This is a genomic window from Ktedonospora formicarum (assembly GCF_016587355.1).
Taxonomy (GTDB): domain Bacteria; phylum Chloroflexota; class Ktedonobacteria; order Ktedonobacterales; family Ktedonobacteraceae; genus Ktedonobacter; species Ktedonobacter formicarum.
Map to the genome: position 1 here is coordinate 3,953,942 of NZ_BNJF01000001.1, position 15,457 is coordinate 3,969,398.

Annotated in this window: 13 protein-coding genes; 7 read left to right on the forward strand and 6 right to left on the reverse strand. The window is 49.2% G+C overall.

All coding sequences use genetic code 11. From position 1 onward, the window contains the following. Window position 1 precedes the first annotated feature (1 nt). The 4 genes from K3T82_RS17070 (at window position 2) to K3T82_RS17085 (ending at window position 4,483) form a co-directional block, all read left to right on the forward strand. A complete protein-coding gene (locus K3T82_RS17070) occupies window positions 2–460 on the forward strand; it encodes a response regulator (RefSeq protein WP_220194644.1) in 459 nt (152 codons plus the stop codon). 2 nt (window positions 461–462) lie between these two features. After that, window positions 463–1,584: a hybrid sensor histidine kinase/response regulator gene (locus tag K3T82_RS17075; RefSeq protein WP_220194645.1), complete on the forward strand. Its 1,122-nt coding sequence runs from the start codon at window positions 463–465 to the stop codon at window positions 1,582–1,584. Between the two features lie 247 nt (window positions 1,585–1,831). Next, the gene (locus K3T82_RS17080; protein WP_220194646.1) at window positions 1,832–3,775 is read left to right on the forward strand and encodes a hybrid sensor histidine kinase/response regulator; all 1,944 of its coding nucleotides are present in this window, start codon (window positions 1,832–1,834) and stop codon (window positions 3,773–3,775) included. Between the two features lie 120 nt (window positions 3,776–3,895). Next, complete coding sequence (locus tag K3T82_RS17085) at window positions 3,896–4,483, forward strand: hypothetical protein (protein ID WP_220194647.1); 588 nt, start codon at window positions 3,896–3,898, stop codon at window positions 4,481–4,483. Window positions 4,484–4,599: 116 nt separating this feature from the next. On the opposite strand, the gene K3T82_RS17090 is transcribed toward K3T82_RS17085, so the two are convergent. The 3 genes from K3T82_RS17090 to K3T82_RS17100 all read right to left on the reverse strand — a co-directional run bounded on the left by K3T82_RS17090 (window position 4,600) and on the right by K3T82_RS17100 (window position 7,305). Continuing rightward, complete coding sequence (locus tag K3T82_RS17090) at window positions 4,600–5,130, reverse strand: hypothetical protein (protein ID WP_220194648.1); 531 nt, start codon at window positions 5,128–5,130, stop codon at window positions 4,600–4,602. 269 nt (window positions 5,131–5,399) lie between these two features. Continuing rightward, window positions 5,400–7,013, reverse strand: coding sequence for a monocarboxylate uptake permease MctP (mctP, locus tag K3T82_RS17095; RefSeq protein WP_220194649.1), 1,614 nt, complete (start codon window positions 7,011–7,013; stop codon window positions 5,400–5,402). Between the two features lie 70 nt (window positions 7,014–7,083). Then, window positions 7,084–7,305: a DUF3311 domain-containing protein gene (locus K3T82_RS17100; RefSeq protein ID WP_220194650.1), complete on the reverse strand. Its 222-nt coding sequence runs from the start codon at window positions 7,303–7,305 to the stop codon at window positions 7,084–7,086. 510 nt (window positions 7,306–7,815) lie between these two features. On the opposite strand from K3T82_RS17100, the gene K3T82_RS17105 reads away from it, so the two are divergent. Next, on the forward strand, window positions 7,816–9,054 hold the full coding sequence (locus K3T82_RS17105; protein WP_220194651.1) for a serine/threonine-protein kinase: 1,239 nt from the start codon (window positions 7,816–7,818) through the stop codon (window positions 9,052–9,054). Between the two features lie 219 nt (window positions 9,055–9,273). Then, the gene (locus tag K3T82_RS17110) at window positions 9,274–10,440 is read left to right on the forward strand and encodes an FIST signal transduction protein (RefSeq protein ID WP_220194652.1); all 1,167 of its coding nucleotides are present in this window, start codon (window positions 9,274–9,276) and stop codon (window positions 10,438–10,440) included. Window positions 10,441–10,452: 12 nt separating this feature from the next. Here K3T82_RS17110 and K3T82_RS17115 read toward each other — a convergent pair whose 3' ends face one another. From K3T82_RS17115 to K3T82_RS17125, 3 genes are all read right to left on the reverse strand, one after another. After that, window positions 10,453–10,926, reverse strand: a complete 474-nt coding sequence (locus K3T82_RS17115; protein ID WP_220194653.1) for a hypothetical protein — start codon at window positions 10,924–10,926, stop codon at window positions 10,453–10,455. A gap of 170 nt (window positions 10,927–11,096) precedes the next feature. Further along, the gene (locus K3T82_RS17120) at window positions 11,097–11,447 is read right to left on the reverse strand and encodes a hypothetical protein (protein ID WP_220194654.1); all 351 of its coding nucleotides are present in this window, start codon (window positions 11,445–11,447) and stop codon (window positions 11,097–11,099) included. 292 nt (window positions 11,448–11,739) lie between these two features. Next, on the reverse strand, window positions 11,740–12,996 hold the full coding sequence (locus K3T82_RS17125) for a hypothetical protein (protein ID WP_220194655.1): 1,257 nt from the start codon (window positions 12,994–12,996) through the stop codon (window positions 11,740–11,742). A gap of 630 nt (window positions 12,997–13,626) precedes the next feature. On the opposite strand from K3T82_RS17125, the gene K3T82_RS17130 reads away from it, so the two are divergent. Then, window positions 13,627–15,420: a diguanylate cyclase gene (locus K3T82_RS17130; RefSeq protein WP_220194656.1), complete on the forward strand. Its 1,794-nt coding sequence runs from the start codon at window positions 13,627–13,629 to the stop codon at window positions 15,418–15,420. Window positions 15,421–15,457 lie beyond the last annotated feature (37 nt).

Sequence of the window (15,457 nt, forward strand, 5' to 3'; positions counted from 1 at the left end):
CATGGCTCCTGTTACCTCGGCATATCCGCTGTTGGTTGTAGAAGATAGTGATGAAGACTTTGAGATTCTGCAATGGGCCTTGAAGAAGCTGTCCATTACTGTACCTGTGTATCGCTGTTGTGATGGTGATGAGGCCCTTGACTTCCTCTATCGACGCGCTGGCTATGAGTCCCCAGAGAAGGCTCCTCGTCCAGCTATTATCCTGCTAGATCTCAAGCTTACTGCCACCGATGGAAGAGAGGTGCTTGAGACGATTAAACATGACGAGATGCTCAAGTCGATCCCGGTTATCATCTGGACGAACTCATCTGATCCAAAGGATATCGAGGTGAGCTTTCGCCAGGGAGCCAGTAGTTATATCCTCAAGCCTTTGACGCTTGAAAAATTGTTAGAAGCTATTGCCTTGCTGAACCATTATTGGTTTGGCGTCGTTGCGTTACCTGGAGAGGTCGAAGAGTAGCTATGACGGGTAAGGAACCAATCATTTGTATCATTGAAGATAACCCCGCCGACCGCGCCGTCTTCCGCCGTTATCTGCTTCAAGACGTCGATTACAGTTATCAGTTCTATGAAGAAGAAACAGGCGAGGGTGGTGTCGAACTGTGCCGCAAGATTCATCCAGATTGTGTGCTGCTGGATTATAATCTGCCGGATATGGATGGGCTCGAATTTTTGGATGAGTTAATCGAGAGTGAAAACACGATTCCTTACCCCGTCATTATGCTGACCGGGTTAGGAAATGAGGCGGTTGCCGTTCGGGCTATGAAGATGGGTGCTCAGGATTATCTGGTAAAAGATGAGATGACACCGGGCAATCTCTTCCGCGCGATCCATAGTGCTATCGAACGGAATTCACTGATGCGGACATTGGAGCGACAGCGCGAAGACCTTGAGCGCAAGAACCAGGAAATTCAGGCGTTCGCCTTCGCGCTTGCGCATGATCTGCGCACACCATTGCGGGCGATCAGTGGTTTCGCTCAGATTATTGAGCATGACTACAGTGATAAACTTGACGCGAGTGGCCTACGCTACATACATCATGTCGTCCATGCCAGCGCGCAAATGGATCACTTGATTGATGATCTACTGAACTATACGCGCATTGAGCATCGCTCAGTCCACACCAAGCCCATTGCCCTGGATTACCTCTTTCAACAGGTCCTCGAACGCCTGCAAGAACGCGTCTCCGAGACAGGGGCAAGTATTATTTTAGCTCCTGACCTTCCCTATGTGCAGGGCGATCCTACTCTGGCTAATCAAGTCTTTGTAAACTTATTGGATAACGCCCTGACCTATCACCAACCAGAGGTCAAGCCGCGTGTGGAGATTAGCACGCGTGTAGATGGTGCGTGGATTACCATCTTGATGAAGGACAATGGTATTGGCATCGCATTAAAGCATTGGGAAAAAATCTTCAACCTCTTCCAACGTCTGCATGGGGATGATGAATATGCCGGGACTGGCATCGGACTGGCAATTGTCAGGAAGGCGGTGGAATTAATGTCGGGTCAGGTATGGGTTGAATCGGAAGTCGGACAGGGAAGCACATTTCATGTAAAGTTACCTCTAAGCCCGTCCTCCTAAAGGGCATGGCCTATCTCATGATGGAAATTAATGGTGTTTGGGCACGCGAGTTTCCAGATACCCATTCATAACAAGGCGTGATCTGTCGTTATGAGTTAATGAAACTGTATGCGCTTTGTGAGAGTGTTAATGGGTAGGGGAAGTTGTTGAGCTGTCAGAGGAATCATCCAGGCGAAGGATGCTTCTTCTGCCATGGATACATGATGCACTAATTACTCATCTGCTAAATTGTTTGGAGTTTTGATCCGTGAGATTCCTCATTATTGACGATAACGCAGCCGACCGCGAACTGATTATACGGCGCTTACATAAAGAGTTTCAGGATGCCGAATTTATACAGGTGGGCCGTCCACCAGAACTGGAAGTCGCTCTAGAAAAAGACCATTTTGATTTCATTCTGACGGATTATCAGCTCAATTGGACGGATGGATTACAAATCTTCCAAAGGGTGCATGCGCTCTTCCCTGATATTCCTGTGATCATGTTTACCGGCACTGGTAACGAAGAAGTCGCGGTCGAAGCGTTAAGAGCGGGCGTGAGTAATTATGTGTTAAAGAAGCACCCCGACCGCCTTCCTTTTGCTATCCAGGAGAGCCTGGAGAAACTGCGCCTGCGTAAGCAATATGATGAGGCTATCCAACAATTACAGCATTCCGAGGAGCGTTATCGCGAGATCTTTGAGCGTGGTCTCACTGGCGTTTTTGCCGTGGCACCCACAGGAGAATTGCAGACTTGTAATCCTGCTTTCGCGCGTATTTTTGGTTTTGAAAGCGTTGATGAGGCCCTACAGGCCAACTTGTGCTCGCTCTACCTTGACGAAGATACGTATGTCACCTTCGTTCGACGTTTGCAGACAGAGAAACACCTTGAGTACGTTGAAATGGAGATGCAGCGCAATGATGGCACGCCGGTGTACATCGTTGCCAATGTGCTTGGCACCTTCGTTGATGGACGACTCAAGGGTTTTACCGGCTACCTCTTCGACAATACCGAGCAGCATAGTCTTACTGGTCAACTCCAACAAGCTCAAAAGCTTGAGAGTGTTGGCTTGCTGGTAAGTGGAATCGCTCATGATTTCAATAATATGCTTGGAGGCATCCTTGGTTATTCCGGTCGCGGACTGGCTCGGATCTCTACCAGTCATCCCCTCTATCACAATCTGGCCCACATTCATGAGATTGCCACGCGCGCAGCCAAAATGACTCAGCAACTGCTTGCTTTCTCGCGCCGCCAGGTCCTTGAGCCCTCTGATGTTGATCTCAACAAGGTGACCAAGAATCTGATCGAATTTCTGGGTAAGATCCTGGCTGACCATGTTGATATTGTCTTTGTGCCCGACCCAGAGTTGAAGATGGTTCATGTTGATTATGCCCAGATTGAGCAGGTGTTGATGAATCTATGTATCAATGCTCACGATGCTATGGCCGAAGGTGGGTGCTTGACGATTTCTACACGCAACATTGGATATGAAGAATCTTTGCGTATCTCTCATGGCGAAATACAACCGGATAATTATATTTTGTTAAGTGTGCAAGATACTGGAGTGGGCATGGATGAACAAACGCGCTCACGTATCTTTGAACCGTTTTTTACTACTAAGGAAGTGGGTAAGGGAACCGGGCTGGGCCTCTCAATGGTGCATGGTATTATCGGGCAGCATAATGGCTATATTACCGTTGAGAGTGAGATTGGGAAGGGTACAACCTTCAATATCTATCTTCCTTCCGTAGAGCAGAATCGAACCGTTCCATTATCTTCCTCTTACCCTTTTGATGAGAGCGAACAGGTGCAGGATGGATACAATCCCCAGGCGGCGCCAGGAGGCGACGAGACTATTCTGGTGGTCGAAGATGATCCCGATTTGCGGTATTTAATGGAAGAGGCGTTGGGAGACTATGGATATACAGTGATGAGCGCGCGTGATGGTATGGAAGGCTTAGAACTGTTTGAGCGCTATCGTGACTCTATCGCGCTGGTCATCTCCGATCTGGTAACGCCGAAGATGAAGGGCAAGGAACTCTACGATAGAATTCATGCGGTTAGCTCCGAAACACACTTTCTCTTTGTAAGTGGTTACCATGCCAATCAGATCAGCCAGAACTTTGTACTGGATCGCGGCTTTGTCTTCTTACAGAAGCCGTTTGATCTCGACGATCTGGCGGCGAAGGTCCGCGAAATCCTCTCCCAATGATTTTGTTTCTCTACTCTCTGAATGTTTGTGGTCATAGTTCCTGGACCCGGCTTGCATATGGTTTGCTATAATAGGTGTACCTTTTTTTTAGTGTGGTCCCAGGGAGTTCAAAGAAGAGATATGACACAAACTGATAAAGCAGCACAGCAACCTATGGATGAAGAGGAGTCGGTGACACACTCGCCTGATGAGCGAGGGAAGTGGAAGACTTTAATCTGGGTTTTTGCCCTTATGATTATTGGTATTGGTGGCTGTATGACTTATAGCCATTTGCCGCGCACTAATGATGCACCAGATACAGCGATTGATACGCAATTGACCCCCACTCCCACTGCCAGCGGATTGGTCGATTCTATTCAACTCAATAAGACTGTAGTCGTTGATAATACACAGATCACTGTTAAGCAGGTACAACAGGCGACATCATTCTCGGATGTTAGGAAGCAGGCTGGCGCGTATACTGTGCGTGTCTATGTTGAGTTGAAGAATGTCGGTACTCAGCCTGGAGGTCCACAATACAGTGATGTGGTACGCTTGAAGCTGGCTGATGGTACATTGGTGAAAACAAGCAATATTAACGCCTCACCAGAACTGATTCAAAATACCAGGCAGGACGGCTCATTTGATTTTGGCCTGTCGAAACAGGCGAATCTATCAGATTTGACCTTGCTCATTGCCGACAAGAGTATCCCTTTTAAGAGCAATTAATGATCCTGGCATAAATGGCTGAAGATGTTTTCAGAGCAGGGAAAGCCCTTCTTTAAGAAAGCCTTTCACACTATAACCGAGTGTGAAAGGCTTTCTTAATTACATATTTTGTCGCACTAATCCAGTTCGGGTGCGGTAACGCGTTCGAGTCGGTGTAGGACATCTTCAAAAGCTTGTTTGCGCGCATGCTGCTGAGTTGTAGCTTCTTCTTCCACCTCATCTTGAGTGAAAAGTATGTTTTCTATTGCCAGATAATATTCAACAAGCACGCGATCACTGCCGGTATTGTGCGTGAGATAGTCCTCAAAGAGTTCTGCCGCCTCTTCATATGCTTCAACACGTGATTGCTCTGTCTGTAGCTTTTCCTGTTCTGTGAGGATACGTGCTAAGGGATCTGTAGAGCGCGCGCGCCGACGCCTGGGACGCGTTTCTTCTGGTGCTTCCTGCATCAGTGTTTGCAGCTCTAAGGCCGCTTGTCCAAAAGCCAGGTTCGCGTCTTGCTTACGGCGAGTCAGCCAGGCTCGTACGGCATGTACGCGTACCAGAATGTTCGCGCCTTCTGGAAGGCGCAGATCATCCTCTGAGAGTAATTCGTCGCTCCCAGTTTCATTGTCTTGAGCTTCGAATGCTTCGTCCTCTGGATACATAAACCTCTACCTTGTATGTCTAATGGCATGCTTTTCATAACATGCTATGCGCCAGGACCTGAGACATGAGGGCCATGCCCACTAGCTGAAGCGTTGGGGAGACTAAACCTGGCAAGGTGGCTCACATTTGTCACAGCATAACAGGAGAGGGAAGGGAACGCAAGAGCGATAGTGAAGATGAGCAAGGAACCAAAAGGAGCAAGCGAGTTCAATCTCGCTTGCTCCTCCTACAGCAGCATTCAGAAAGCTTTGAGCCAGCGCGGGAATTACTAGCCCAGGGCTTCTTTTGCCTCCTCCTGGGATTCGGTAGGCGCTTCTTCTTCAGCGTAGTCTTGAGGAGTGGTGACATCCTCACCATTCCTGGCTCCAATCGCCTCAAAGACGGGTGTCAGAATTACGGCGAGCAACAGATTAATTATGACGCCGCTGATAGCCGCATAGGCGGGTGGAATGGTGATAAAGCCAAGATTAATGGCCGCCGTTGATTTAATATTATTGCTAAAGACAGTCCAGGTGCCATATAGCATGCCACCAAACCAGCCTATGAGCAACGCCCAGCGATTAAACCAGCGTGTGTAGAGCCCTATGAAGACCGCTGGTAAGGTCTGGAGAATCCAGACTCCTCCTAGCAATTGGAAGTTGATAACCACGCTCTTGTCAAGGAGGACGATGAAAAGTAATGCTCCGAACTTGACTACAAATGACGTGATCTTCGCAACCTGCGCCTCCTCGCGCTCGCTTGCGTTCTTATGGAAAAACTCCACATAGATGTTGCGTGTGAAGAGGTTGGCGGCGGCAATCGACATTACCGCTGCTGGTACGAGGGCTCCAATCGCGATAGCCGCGAACGCAAAACCCGAGAACCAGGGAGGGAAGAAGGCATTGATAAGCGCCGGGATCGATCCGTTGTTCCCTAGATCACTCAGGGGCTTCACTTTGGCGGCGATAGCCATATAACCCAGGAGAGCGAGCAGACCCAGCATCAGCGAATAGATAGGGAGAAGCGAGAAGTTGCGCTTCAACACGCGGGTGCTACTACTACTCAATACCCCCGTCAAAGAGTGGGGGTAGAGGAAGAGCGCCATCGCCGATCCAAGAGCCAGAGTGGAATAGGCCAGATATTGATTCTGCCCCAGTATATCATTGAAGGTAGAAGGGGTCCCATGTGCCTTGGCGGTTGCGGCGGCTGTGACTGCCTTCATGTGAGCAGCCTCAAAGATCGTTGAGAAGCCACCTAGCTTATAAGGGATATAGATAATCGTGGCAAAGAGCACGATAAAGATCATGACATCTTTTACGAGCGCGATCATCGCGGGAGCGCGGAGTCCACTAGAATAGGTGTAGGCCGCTAGAATCACGAATGCCACGATCAGAGGAATGTCGACATCAACACCAAAAATCGGAATAACGGTAGGAATACCAATAGCCTCAAGCGATACTTGAATACCAAACATCTGAAGCGCGATATATGGCATGGTAGCCAGAATGCCAGTAAAGGCGATAGCTAGCGCCAGCCACTTACTGCCAAAACGACCACGAACGAAGTCCGCCGGAGTCACATAATTGTGTTTTTTACACACTGCCCAGAAGCGCGGTATAACCACGTAAATAAAAGGATAGACCAGGACCGTGTAAGGGACCGCGAACCAGCCTGCCAGTGCGCCCGCGCCATACATCGCGGCAGGCACTGCAATGAAGGTATAGGCGGTGTATAGGTCACCACCAAGCAAGAACCAGGTCACGACAGTGCCAAAGCGGCGTCCAGCCAAACCCCATTCGTGTAGTTGATTGAGATCACCACGCCGCCAACGTGCGGCGATAAAGCCTAGCACCGTTACGAGAAGAAAAAAGAAAATGAAGACGACAATTGCATCCCAATGCATAAGGCACAACACCCTTTCTCAATTGCGAATGCTCGCGTGGGCAGACTTCGCGTCACACGTCTATGCATTCTTAGTGTCCACTGGTCTGGGCGGCACTCTCAAGAAAATACACTGTGGCAGTGATAATCGCTGTAATGATAATCCAGAGTAATTGATACCAGTAGAAGAATGGGAAATCTAGAAAGGTGGGCTCAAGCGAGTTGTAGAATGGGGGGATCAGTAGGCCGATGAAAGGAATGATCAGGAGCAAACGTATCCAACGGAAGCTACGTCTTTGGGGCTGAGTCTCCATAGCATCTCTCCTTTACTTTCTCCTTATGCGAAAACCTGAGCGCGTTTGTTGTAATGAACATCAACGCTGCTGCAAAGGCAGCGTTGGTTTTCGCATAAGACCTTTGCGCTTTGATACACCACATGCACTCTATCCAAAAACCTGAGCTCGTTAGAGGCAGCTCCGGTGCTGGACTCTCCGCCTATTGTTGGTTTTTGTCTAAGATTATAGTGGAAGCGCAAAAAGAAAATCTGTGGATAAGTAGTGCCTTCTATGGCATAGCATGAATGAAATAGTCCTATACATTATTTCTTGCCATAGGGTGTAATAAGAAGAGAGGTTTGTCGGCTTAAATACAGTCCCGTCCGCAATGGATCAATGTATAAGCTATCTCAGCATAAATCGTACGGTATTTTTTTATAAATGTCAATCTAAGCGAGCCGCGACCACAGCTGATTTTGTATCATTTGTGCGGAAGGGTACAATAGGTTGCAAAGGATAAATTTAAGGTGGAAGAGGGGCATTTGTCTGGTGAGTGAAGAGATGCAAAATGGGATTAAAGAGCAGATAATCAGCAAAACATCAAGTATGGTGAAAAAGGTAACTCAAGAGCTTACTGTCGTTGAAAAGGCGCTGGCCTCACTGACCGCGCTTGAACATGATCGCCCGGTAGAAGTAGGAGAAGTCATTCTAGGTGGTCGCTATCGTATTGAGCGACACCTTTATAGTCGTCCGCGTGTGAATCTCTATTTGGGACGAGCTACAGAGAAAAGCGATGCAGAACCTGAACCGCCAGTGTCTCGCTGGCGGTTCAGTGGCTTATGGCGAAGTCTTGTGCGCAAGGCTGAGGCTCCTGATAAGCCGCTGGTAGCCATTCGCGAAATTATCCTGACAGGAATGGATGCTCACCAACGTACCTGCATCGAGACAGCTGGGGTCAATGAGTTCATTGAGCCTATCGGTTTGGGCGCCGCCAGTTTAGCGAGTGAGAAGGATCGTGTTCTGGTTGATAAGGGACGGCTTTATCTAATATTGCAATTGCAGAGTAAGCGCGATCTTGGGCGCACAGAGCCGACAACCCTGGACACGTTATTAGATGGGCGACCCTGGCCTGAGTGGTTGGGGATACCGGAGGCGCTACAATGGGGTGTGCAATTAGGACGCATGATTGCGCGTTTGCATAGAATGGGCGTGGTACTTGGTGAGATTGTTCCCCCAACCCTCCTTGTGGACAAACGCGGGCTGGCTCCCTGGGCTCCGCTTTTGTTGACATGCTGGCCGCCCGCGCCGCGCTTTTGGGATGTAGAAGACGAAGACTGTGCCCTCGCGGATTTCCAACGACTCTTCCCCCTGGCGCGTGGCTCTCGCCAGAATGCCTTCCTCGCTCCAGAAATGCTCTATGGTCTCTATGATCAGCGAACAGATGTGTATGCGCTGGGTGCGCTTCTCTATCTCTTGCTAACTCGCATCGCCCCTGTCTCGTCGATGCGACGCCTACAGGTTGCGCACCATCTCTTTGTAGATGATCCCAACGAAGTTAGCTTGATACAAAAGCAGGAACCAGAGTGTTATGAGGGATTAGAGTTAATCCCACCTCGTTTCTGGTGCGCTGATATCAGTGAGGGCCTGGAACGAATTGTCCTAAAGGCCCTGGCATTGGACCCAGGCGAACGGTATGACTCTGTATTTGATCTGGTGGAAGCATTGGAAGCGCTCTCCATACAGAAATCCTCACCCAGACCTCGCTTCAGGCGTTTTACCTGGTTCTAAAGCAAAGGAGCAAACGCTTTACTAGCGCCAAAATGCTATTCCCTTTGAGGAAAAAGACGTTTATGTCTTATAGGTGTATATAAGTAATAGTAAGTAAAAGGGGATTGACATTGATTTATTTTGCATGATACTATAGTGGAGGCAATCTTCAATCTGCGTATCGTTATGATGGCGAACTGTTTGTTCGGTTTGAGGCACATGTATGCCGGGAGGAATGATATGGCCACTAGATTTGCCGTTGCACATAGCCACCTTGCCAATGGACGAGAAGCCGGGATGGAGCTTGGTTGTCTTCTAATGGACAAACTCGGAGAGGTACCAGATATTGTTATTGCCTTTATTTCTTCTGATTGCGATCAGAGCGCAACCCTGAAGAGCCTTCATGAAACTTGTCGCCCCAAAAATATGATGGGGTGCTCTTCCGCGGGTGAGTTTACGGATAATGTACAGGATGAGGGCTTGGCATGTGCGCTCGCTATAAGCTCGGATGAGATGTTTTTCTCTGTAGGCTTGGGGCGCGATTTGAACCAGAATTGTGAAGGGGCCGCAAAGCAAATCGTCTCTTCATTTCAATATGCTGACATGCAATCCACATTATATCGCCATGCTTTGCTATTGGCTGATGCGCTTGCGGGACATACTGAAGAGCTTATTGAACATATTTCTCAGCGAACAGATGGCTCCTTTACCGTATTTGGTGGGGGGGCTGGTGACAACGCCAACTTCTCGCGTACCCCTATCTTCTTTGGCACTGAGATATATGAGAATGCTGCAGTCGCACTAGAAATTCTTTCTAATAAACCCATAGGTGTAGGTTCATTTCATGGCTGGCAGCCCTCTTTAGGACCGATGCTGGTTACCGATGCTGACGGCTTCCGTTTGATTTCCCTGGATGGACGTCCTGCTGTGGAGGTCTTCCAACAATATGCTCAAGAGACGCAACAAGTGCTTGATCTTGAGAATCCTATCCCTTTCTTCTTGCATAATGTGTTGGGGGTCGAGGCTGGCGTGGGACTCTATAAATTACGTGTCCCCCTGACAGTGGATGCTAATGGGGCCATAACATGCGCCGTTGAGATTCCTAAAGGTGCTGTGGTCTCGATTATGAGTGGTAGTGTGAATTCAACTGTGGACGCTGCGTCCACAGCCGCTGTCCATGCGCTTCAACAACTTCACTCCTTTAAGCCAGGGATGGTCCTCTTTTTCGATTGTGTGGCTACACGCTTACGTATGGGACTTGAGTTCCACAATGAACTACAGGCTGTACGTTCTATTGTGGGTGCGGATTATATAGGCTGCAATACGCATGGGCAGGTTGTATGTGGCACAGGACAGTTCAGTGGCTTCCATAATTGCACTGCTGTCGTTTGCGTTTTCCCTGCGTAGAAGAGAACCCGACTAGCCAATACTACAAATCAAGCCGAGTCGCTGTTGTGCTGCGATGCGTACGGCATCCAGAAATGCTCCCGCATGGATAGGCGCAACCTCGTCAATCATACGCTTTGAGTGTTCACTTTCCAGAGACTGGTGGCGTAAGAATGCTTGATGCTCAGCTTCCGCTTCATGCATCTCAGGTGCCTGGAGACCTTCAAGGCGAGATGCGAGGCTGCTTGTTTCGGTGGGTGTCAGGTAGCCAATATAACTGCCGTATGGATCTCCGGGCAGGTAGCCGAAAGGCATTACACGTCGTCCGCAGGCCAGCAATTCAAATAGAGCCATGGCGCGTACAGAATGCGAAGCCAGCCAACCACGTATATGTAAAGTCGCTGGCTGACGCCCAATAACAACTCCTGTATTGGTGGCATCTAGGTCATCATCCGAAAGTGCGTCTGTGAATGGTAGTATTGGCTCCGCTGGCGCTTGCGTCTGCATGGCTTGAGGTAAGTCCTGTACCAGGTCGGAGAGCCCAGCGGACTGAAGGAGCGTGATCAGCTCTATGCGCGGCAGGGCTGGATAGCCGTCTGCTAATGGGGCTGGCTCAAGTGCTTCAGGCAGAAAATCACTCTCAGACGAAGAGTACCAGGGCAGGCAAAATTGCTGCGTCAGGGCCCCCAGACGGTACGTAAAGCCTCCGAGTCTTTGTAGAGCTGTGGTGGATGGGCCCTCACATAGCGATCACTCAAAAGCGTAAATTGCATCGGATCACAAAGGAGTGCGTACTCCTGCTGAGTATGCGAACCACGTGGAAGGTTTTGCACGAAGGCTTTGGCGCGTGTCCATGTGCGTAACTGCTTCATTGGCTGAGGGACAAAGAGCTCTTCTTGCGCGCAACGCGTCTGCTCAAATAGATGATAGGCTATCGTATCATCACTATCTACAAGCCAACTCGTAAAGGCTGGCATAACACGCTCCGTATACACTTCCCAGGCGAAACCTTGTATGCGTACAATCATGTCTTTCTTCTTCTCGACTACAGCTTTGACTCTCTCCTTATCCGAAAACCTGAGCGCATTCGGGAAGGATTTGCCTTGCTGGAGGCGTCTTCTGGCTTTTTCGATTCGCGTAGAATGTGGCACTGCCGAAAATTATCCCTCTTGAGGGGCCACTGATGCGGCCCGCTTACGGGTTTTCGACGGAGTATTATGCCAGAGTATATGCATGTGATACATAGTACCTGCGAGACGCGATCTTTGCCAACTCTTATAGGTTGATAGTAATGGTCTCGCAGGTATTGCTCAGGCAATTCTACTTTGTTTTGCCGTCAGCGCTGGCATCATTCCCTTTCTCCTTGTTTGGCATAACAAAGATACCCATCTGTGCCTGCTGCATCATCTCCTCGAGGAATGGATCTTCTTGTAGTCCCGAGAAAGAAAGCGGTCCATTCGAAGAGCGTGCTTCACGTTGTGTCGCTTCTAGACTTGCACGGAGCTCAGGTGGCAGATCCATTGGCAGCGGCTGAAGATTTCTGTCAAAAGAGACATTGGGAGGCTGACTCTGCGCCGAGGTGGGTGGCGTGTTAGAGACTGCGAATGTGCGTGGATTGGTCTGGTCCCCCTCGGATACGGCTAATGTTGCGTACTGTTGCCTGCTAGCAGTATTCTGCGCTTCCAGCGTTGGTTGTCCATGTATACCGGATATTGCCGGATAGAGACCACTATTACCCCGCGCAGTGTTTGCTGGGGCGGTAGGGGGGACTAACGCAGGCATGACGCCACTGTTGCCCTGCATTGCAGCTAACTGGGGGATATTCTGTGCAGGAGGGAACTCCTGCTGCTCGGAAAAAATATTTTGGAGCTCGTTATTGATGGACGAGTTGTTGTTTGGGTTATTTATATGCCCAAAGACGACATTCCCTTCCTGGGGGTCTATCCATGGAACACTAATTGAAGTTTTCTGCACCTTGCGCGCTTTTTCATCCTGCTTGCGCTTGAGAAGCAGCACAAGTGTTACTGCCGCCGTCGTCAGGACCATAAAACCAATCCCTCCTCCGATGGGGAGCATAAGAGAGAGATTCTTGTCGTTACCCTGTCCCGTTTGGCTGTTCGTAGCAGATTGAGAGGGCGTCGTTGGCGTCACTTCAGCAGGTTGTGTCGCTGTGATGGCAGGCGTTGATGTAGCGGTCGGAGTAGGCTTGGGTTTGCTTGTTGCTGTGGCTGTGGGGGTCATTTGGGCAGGAGGTATCACAGGAGGAACCGTGGGCACCACTTGGGTAGGACCCTGCGTTGGCACCTTGGTTGGCACTTTTGTTGGCGCCTTGGTTGGTGTCGGTGTCGCAGTCGCGGGCTCGGTCGGTGTGGGTGTTGGGGTTCCTGGATCCACGGTTGGAGTTTCGTCCAATAACGCATTTGTAATTTGATGGACCGTGTCGCCTACAGATGTGGCTTCAGCTGTAGCATGATATATCGAAGCAATAGCTGCAACGGCAGAGATAACGAGTAACGCAATGCAGAGCGCCATCATCCGCAAAGTCCACTGGGCGTTCCCTTGTTGACGCTTTTTCACAATCGTCAAGCCTCCGGCGTGAATAAATACTACCTGTTGTATGCTCCGTCCTTGTTTTCGCTGGATCACCTATGGGAGCACGGTAGATGTTATACCCCCTGAATGGCCTCTTCACGAAAAAGTCCAGAACTCGTATTTATAAATAATAAATAGCAGGAATGTAGAAAATGAAAAGAGAGCAGAAACATAAAAATGTACGCAGGATATGCGCGCTCTGGTAAGTAATAAGAATGTAAAGGCGATCAGTATCAACCTAGTGATTATAGTGTATGTAGCTGGGTCCAGAAGCGTCAAGCTGGCAGCTAAAATGTACTATAAAAAACGTGATCGTGTGAATACGTATAACTGCTGTATATAGATATAATACTGGCATTTTGGCGTATATTCTAGGGCGGAAAGATATTGCCCCGAACGGCTGTATACTAAAAGCGAGGGTACGTCGTCATAGATACAATGTTAATTACGACCTTTGGACGGGTCGCTAGTCATTGTATTACCGCTCACGGAGTGATGGGGAATTTTGATATTCATCACATCAAGATGTCTGCCGGACGGGGATTATGGATAAGTATAGTAAAAAACTGGCGGCAGAAGACCTCGAACTCGCGGAGATGGGAGGAGTGGATTGGTATGACTGTACAGGTCGATACTATACACAATGAAGCGTGGCTTCCCAAAGCGTCTCAAACCTCATACCTGACGATTACTCTTTTTTTGGTAGTCAGGTTTTTCGAAAATTTCGATGACTTGCGTCTGTGGGGCAGAATAAACTGGCTTGTGATTATCGCGATCATACTCTGGGTGCTCGCAATGATTCAGCTTTTAGGCTTGATGCTCTATGGTTGTTTATGGCGAAAAATTGGGTCGCGAGGTGATTGTGAAGTATCTCAGGAGCGTAAGCGACTGTGGCTGGTTCCTGGTCTGGGGAGCATGGGTTTATTGTTCGCAATATATGGCTTGATCTCCACCTTAAATGTGCCCTGGCTACCAGAGTTTCTATCAATGCCAGAATTAATGTACTTTGTTGGCGTTTCTACTTTCTCATTGATCCTTCTATGCTGGTTATGTTCTGGTTTCTTGTACCAGGGACGTCTTCTGAAGGATATAAAAGCGTTCATAAATGGTGAGAAACGGCTACGCGCAAGGCTAGAAACCTCAAGTCGCGAGCAAGAAGCATTGGTTCAGTCGCAGCAGCGCCTCCTGCTGGAACAAGATCGCCTCTTTCGTGAGCAAAGGCGCCTGAATCTTACCGATGTGACTACTGGCTTACCAAACCGTTGCGAGACTATTACTCGGCTAGAGACTGCGCTTGCTCATTGTCGAGTTAACAAAGACATATGCGCGATCTTCTTTGTCAATCTGGACCATTTTAAGCGCGTCAATGATACCTGGGGGCATTGGTTTGGAGATGCTGTGTTGAGTGAAGCTGGGGCGCGGCTTGCACGTGCGATGGGGGAGGAAGGCGTGGTTGGGTGCTATGGAGGTGATGAGTTTGTTGCTTTTCAAGTGGGGCTCAATGCCAGTCAGGCGCATATGCGTGCTGAATCTTTACGCCAGCATATCCTGGAGGAGTCATGTGTGGGGAATATGGAGAAGGATGCAAGAGCTTTGTCCGTTTCTGTGAGTATTGGGATTTCACTATACCCCCTGCATGCCATAAAGGGCCAGGAACTCATCGCATTTGCGAACGAGGCGATGTATCGGGCTAAAAGCCGAGGGCGAAACTGTGTCTGTATGGCATCTCCGGGGGATAGGCTTCCAAATAGAGATGTAGTAGAAAGAGCAATGAAGCTCTCCGATGTAGATGTGATGACGTTGCGAGCCTTGCTAGCTCTATTGGAGGCCCGGGATCTGCAAACCTATCTCCATGGACAACGCATGGTAGACATAGTTGTGGAGATTGCCAGATACTTACACTGTCGCTCAGAGGATATCTATACATTACGCTTGGCTGCGATGTTGCATGATCTTGGGAAGATAAGTATCCCAGATTCTATTCTGCATAAGGCGGGACCATTGGATCGTACTGAATGGGTGCTTATGCAACAGCATCCAAGAATTGGTCAGGAGATTCTGGTTAAGGCGGGTGGTGTCTTCTCGGTAGTTGCTGTAGTCGCGGGAGCCCATCATGAGCGCTGGGATGGCTCAGGTTACCCTGCGGGACTTGAGCGCGAAGAAATTCCATTGCTGGCAAGGATTTTGAGTGTCGCTGATACCTACGATACGATGGTCTCTGCTCGTATCTACCATCAACCTCTTTCTTCTGAAGCCGCTTGTGCCGAGTTGGTACGCTGTATGGGCACAAAGTTTGATCCGCTGGTGGTGCGAGCTTTTCTTGCGGTTTTACCGCGAATTCTGCAGGAATCTATGCCCATCGAGCACGTGGAAGCTTTTGACGCAAGCAGGCATAGAGATGAGCGTTAAAGCGCTTGCATACTCTATGCCTGAATAAGGCGTGGGT

Excerpts from the sequence above, each read along its gene's own strand:
- K3T82_RS17070 (WP_220194644.1), top strand. The coding sequence starts at position 2 with ATGGCTCCTGTTACCTCGGCATATCCGCTGTTGGTTGTAGAAGATAGT.
- K3T82_RS17075 (WP_220194645.1), top strand. The coding sequence starts at position 463 with ATGACGGGTAAGGAACCAATCATTTGTATCATTGAAGATAACCCCGCC.
- K3T82_RS17085 (WP_220194647.1), top strand. The coding sequence starts at position 3,896 with ATGACACAAACTGATAAAGCAGCACAGCAACCTATGGATGAAGAGGAG.
- K3T82_RS17090 (WP_220194648.1), bottom strand. The coding sequence starts at position 5,130 with ATGTATCCAGAGGACGAAGCATTCGAAGCTCAAGACAATGAAACTGGG.
- mctP (WP_220194649.1), bottom strand. The coding sequence starts at position 7,013 with ATGCATTGGGATGCAATTGTCGTCTTCATTTTCTTTTTTCTTCTCGTA.
- K3T82_RS17100 (WP_220194650.1), bottom strand. The coding sequence starts at position 7,305 with ATGGAGACTCAGCCCCAAAGACGTAGCTTCCGTTGGATACGTTTGCTC.
- K3T82_RS17110 (WP_220194652.1), top strand. The coding sequence starts at position 9,274 with ATGGCCACTAGATTTGCCGTTGCACATAGCCACCTTGCCAATGGACGA.
- K3T82_RS17115 (WP_220194653.1), bottom strand. The coding sequence starts at position 10,926 with ATGCAGACGCAAGCGCCAGCGGAGCCAATACTACCATTCACAGACGCA.
- K3T82_RS17120 (WP_220194654.1), bottom strand. The coding sequence starts at position 11,447 with ATGATTGTACGCATACAAGGTTTCGCCTGGGAAGTGTATACGGAGCGT.
- K3T82_RS17130 (WP_220194656.1), top strand. The coding sequence starts at position 13,627 with ATGACTGTACAGGTCGATACTATACACAATGAAGCGTGGCTTCCCAAA.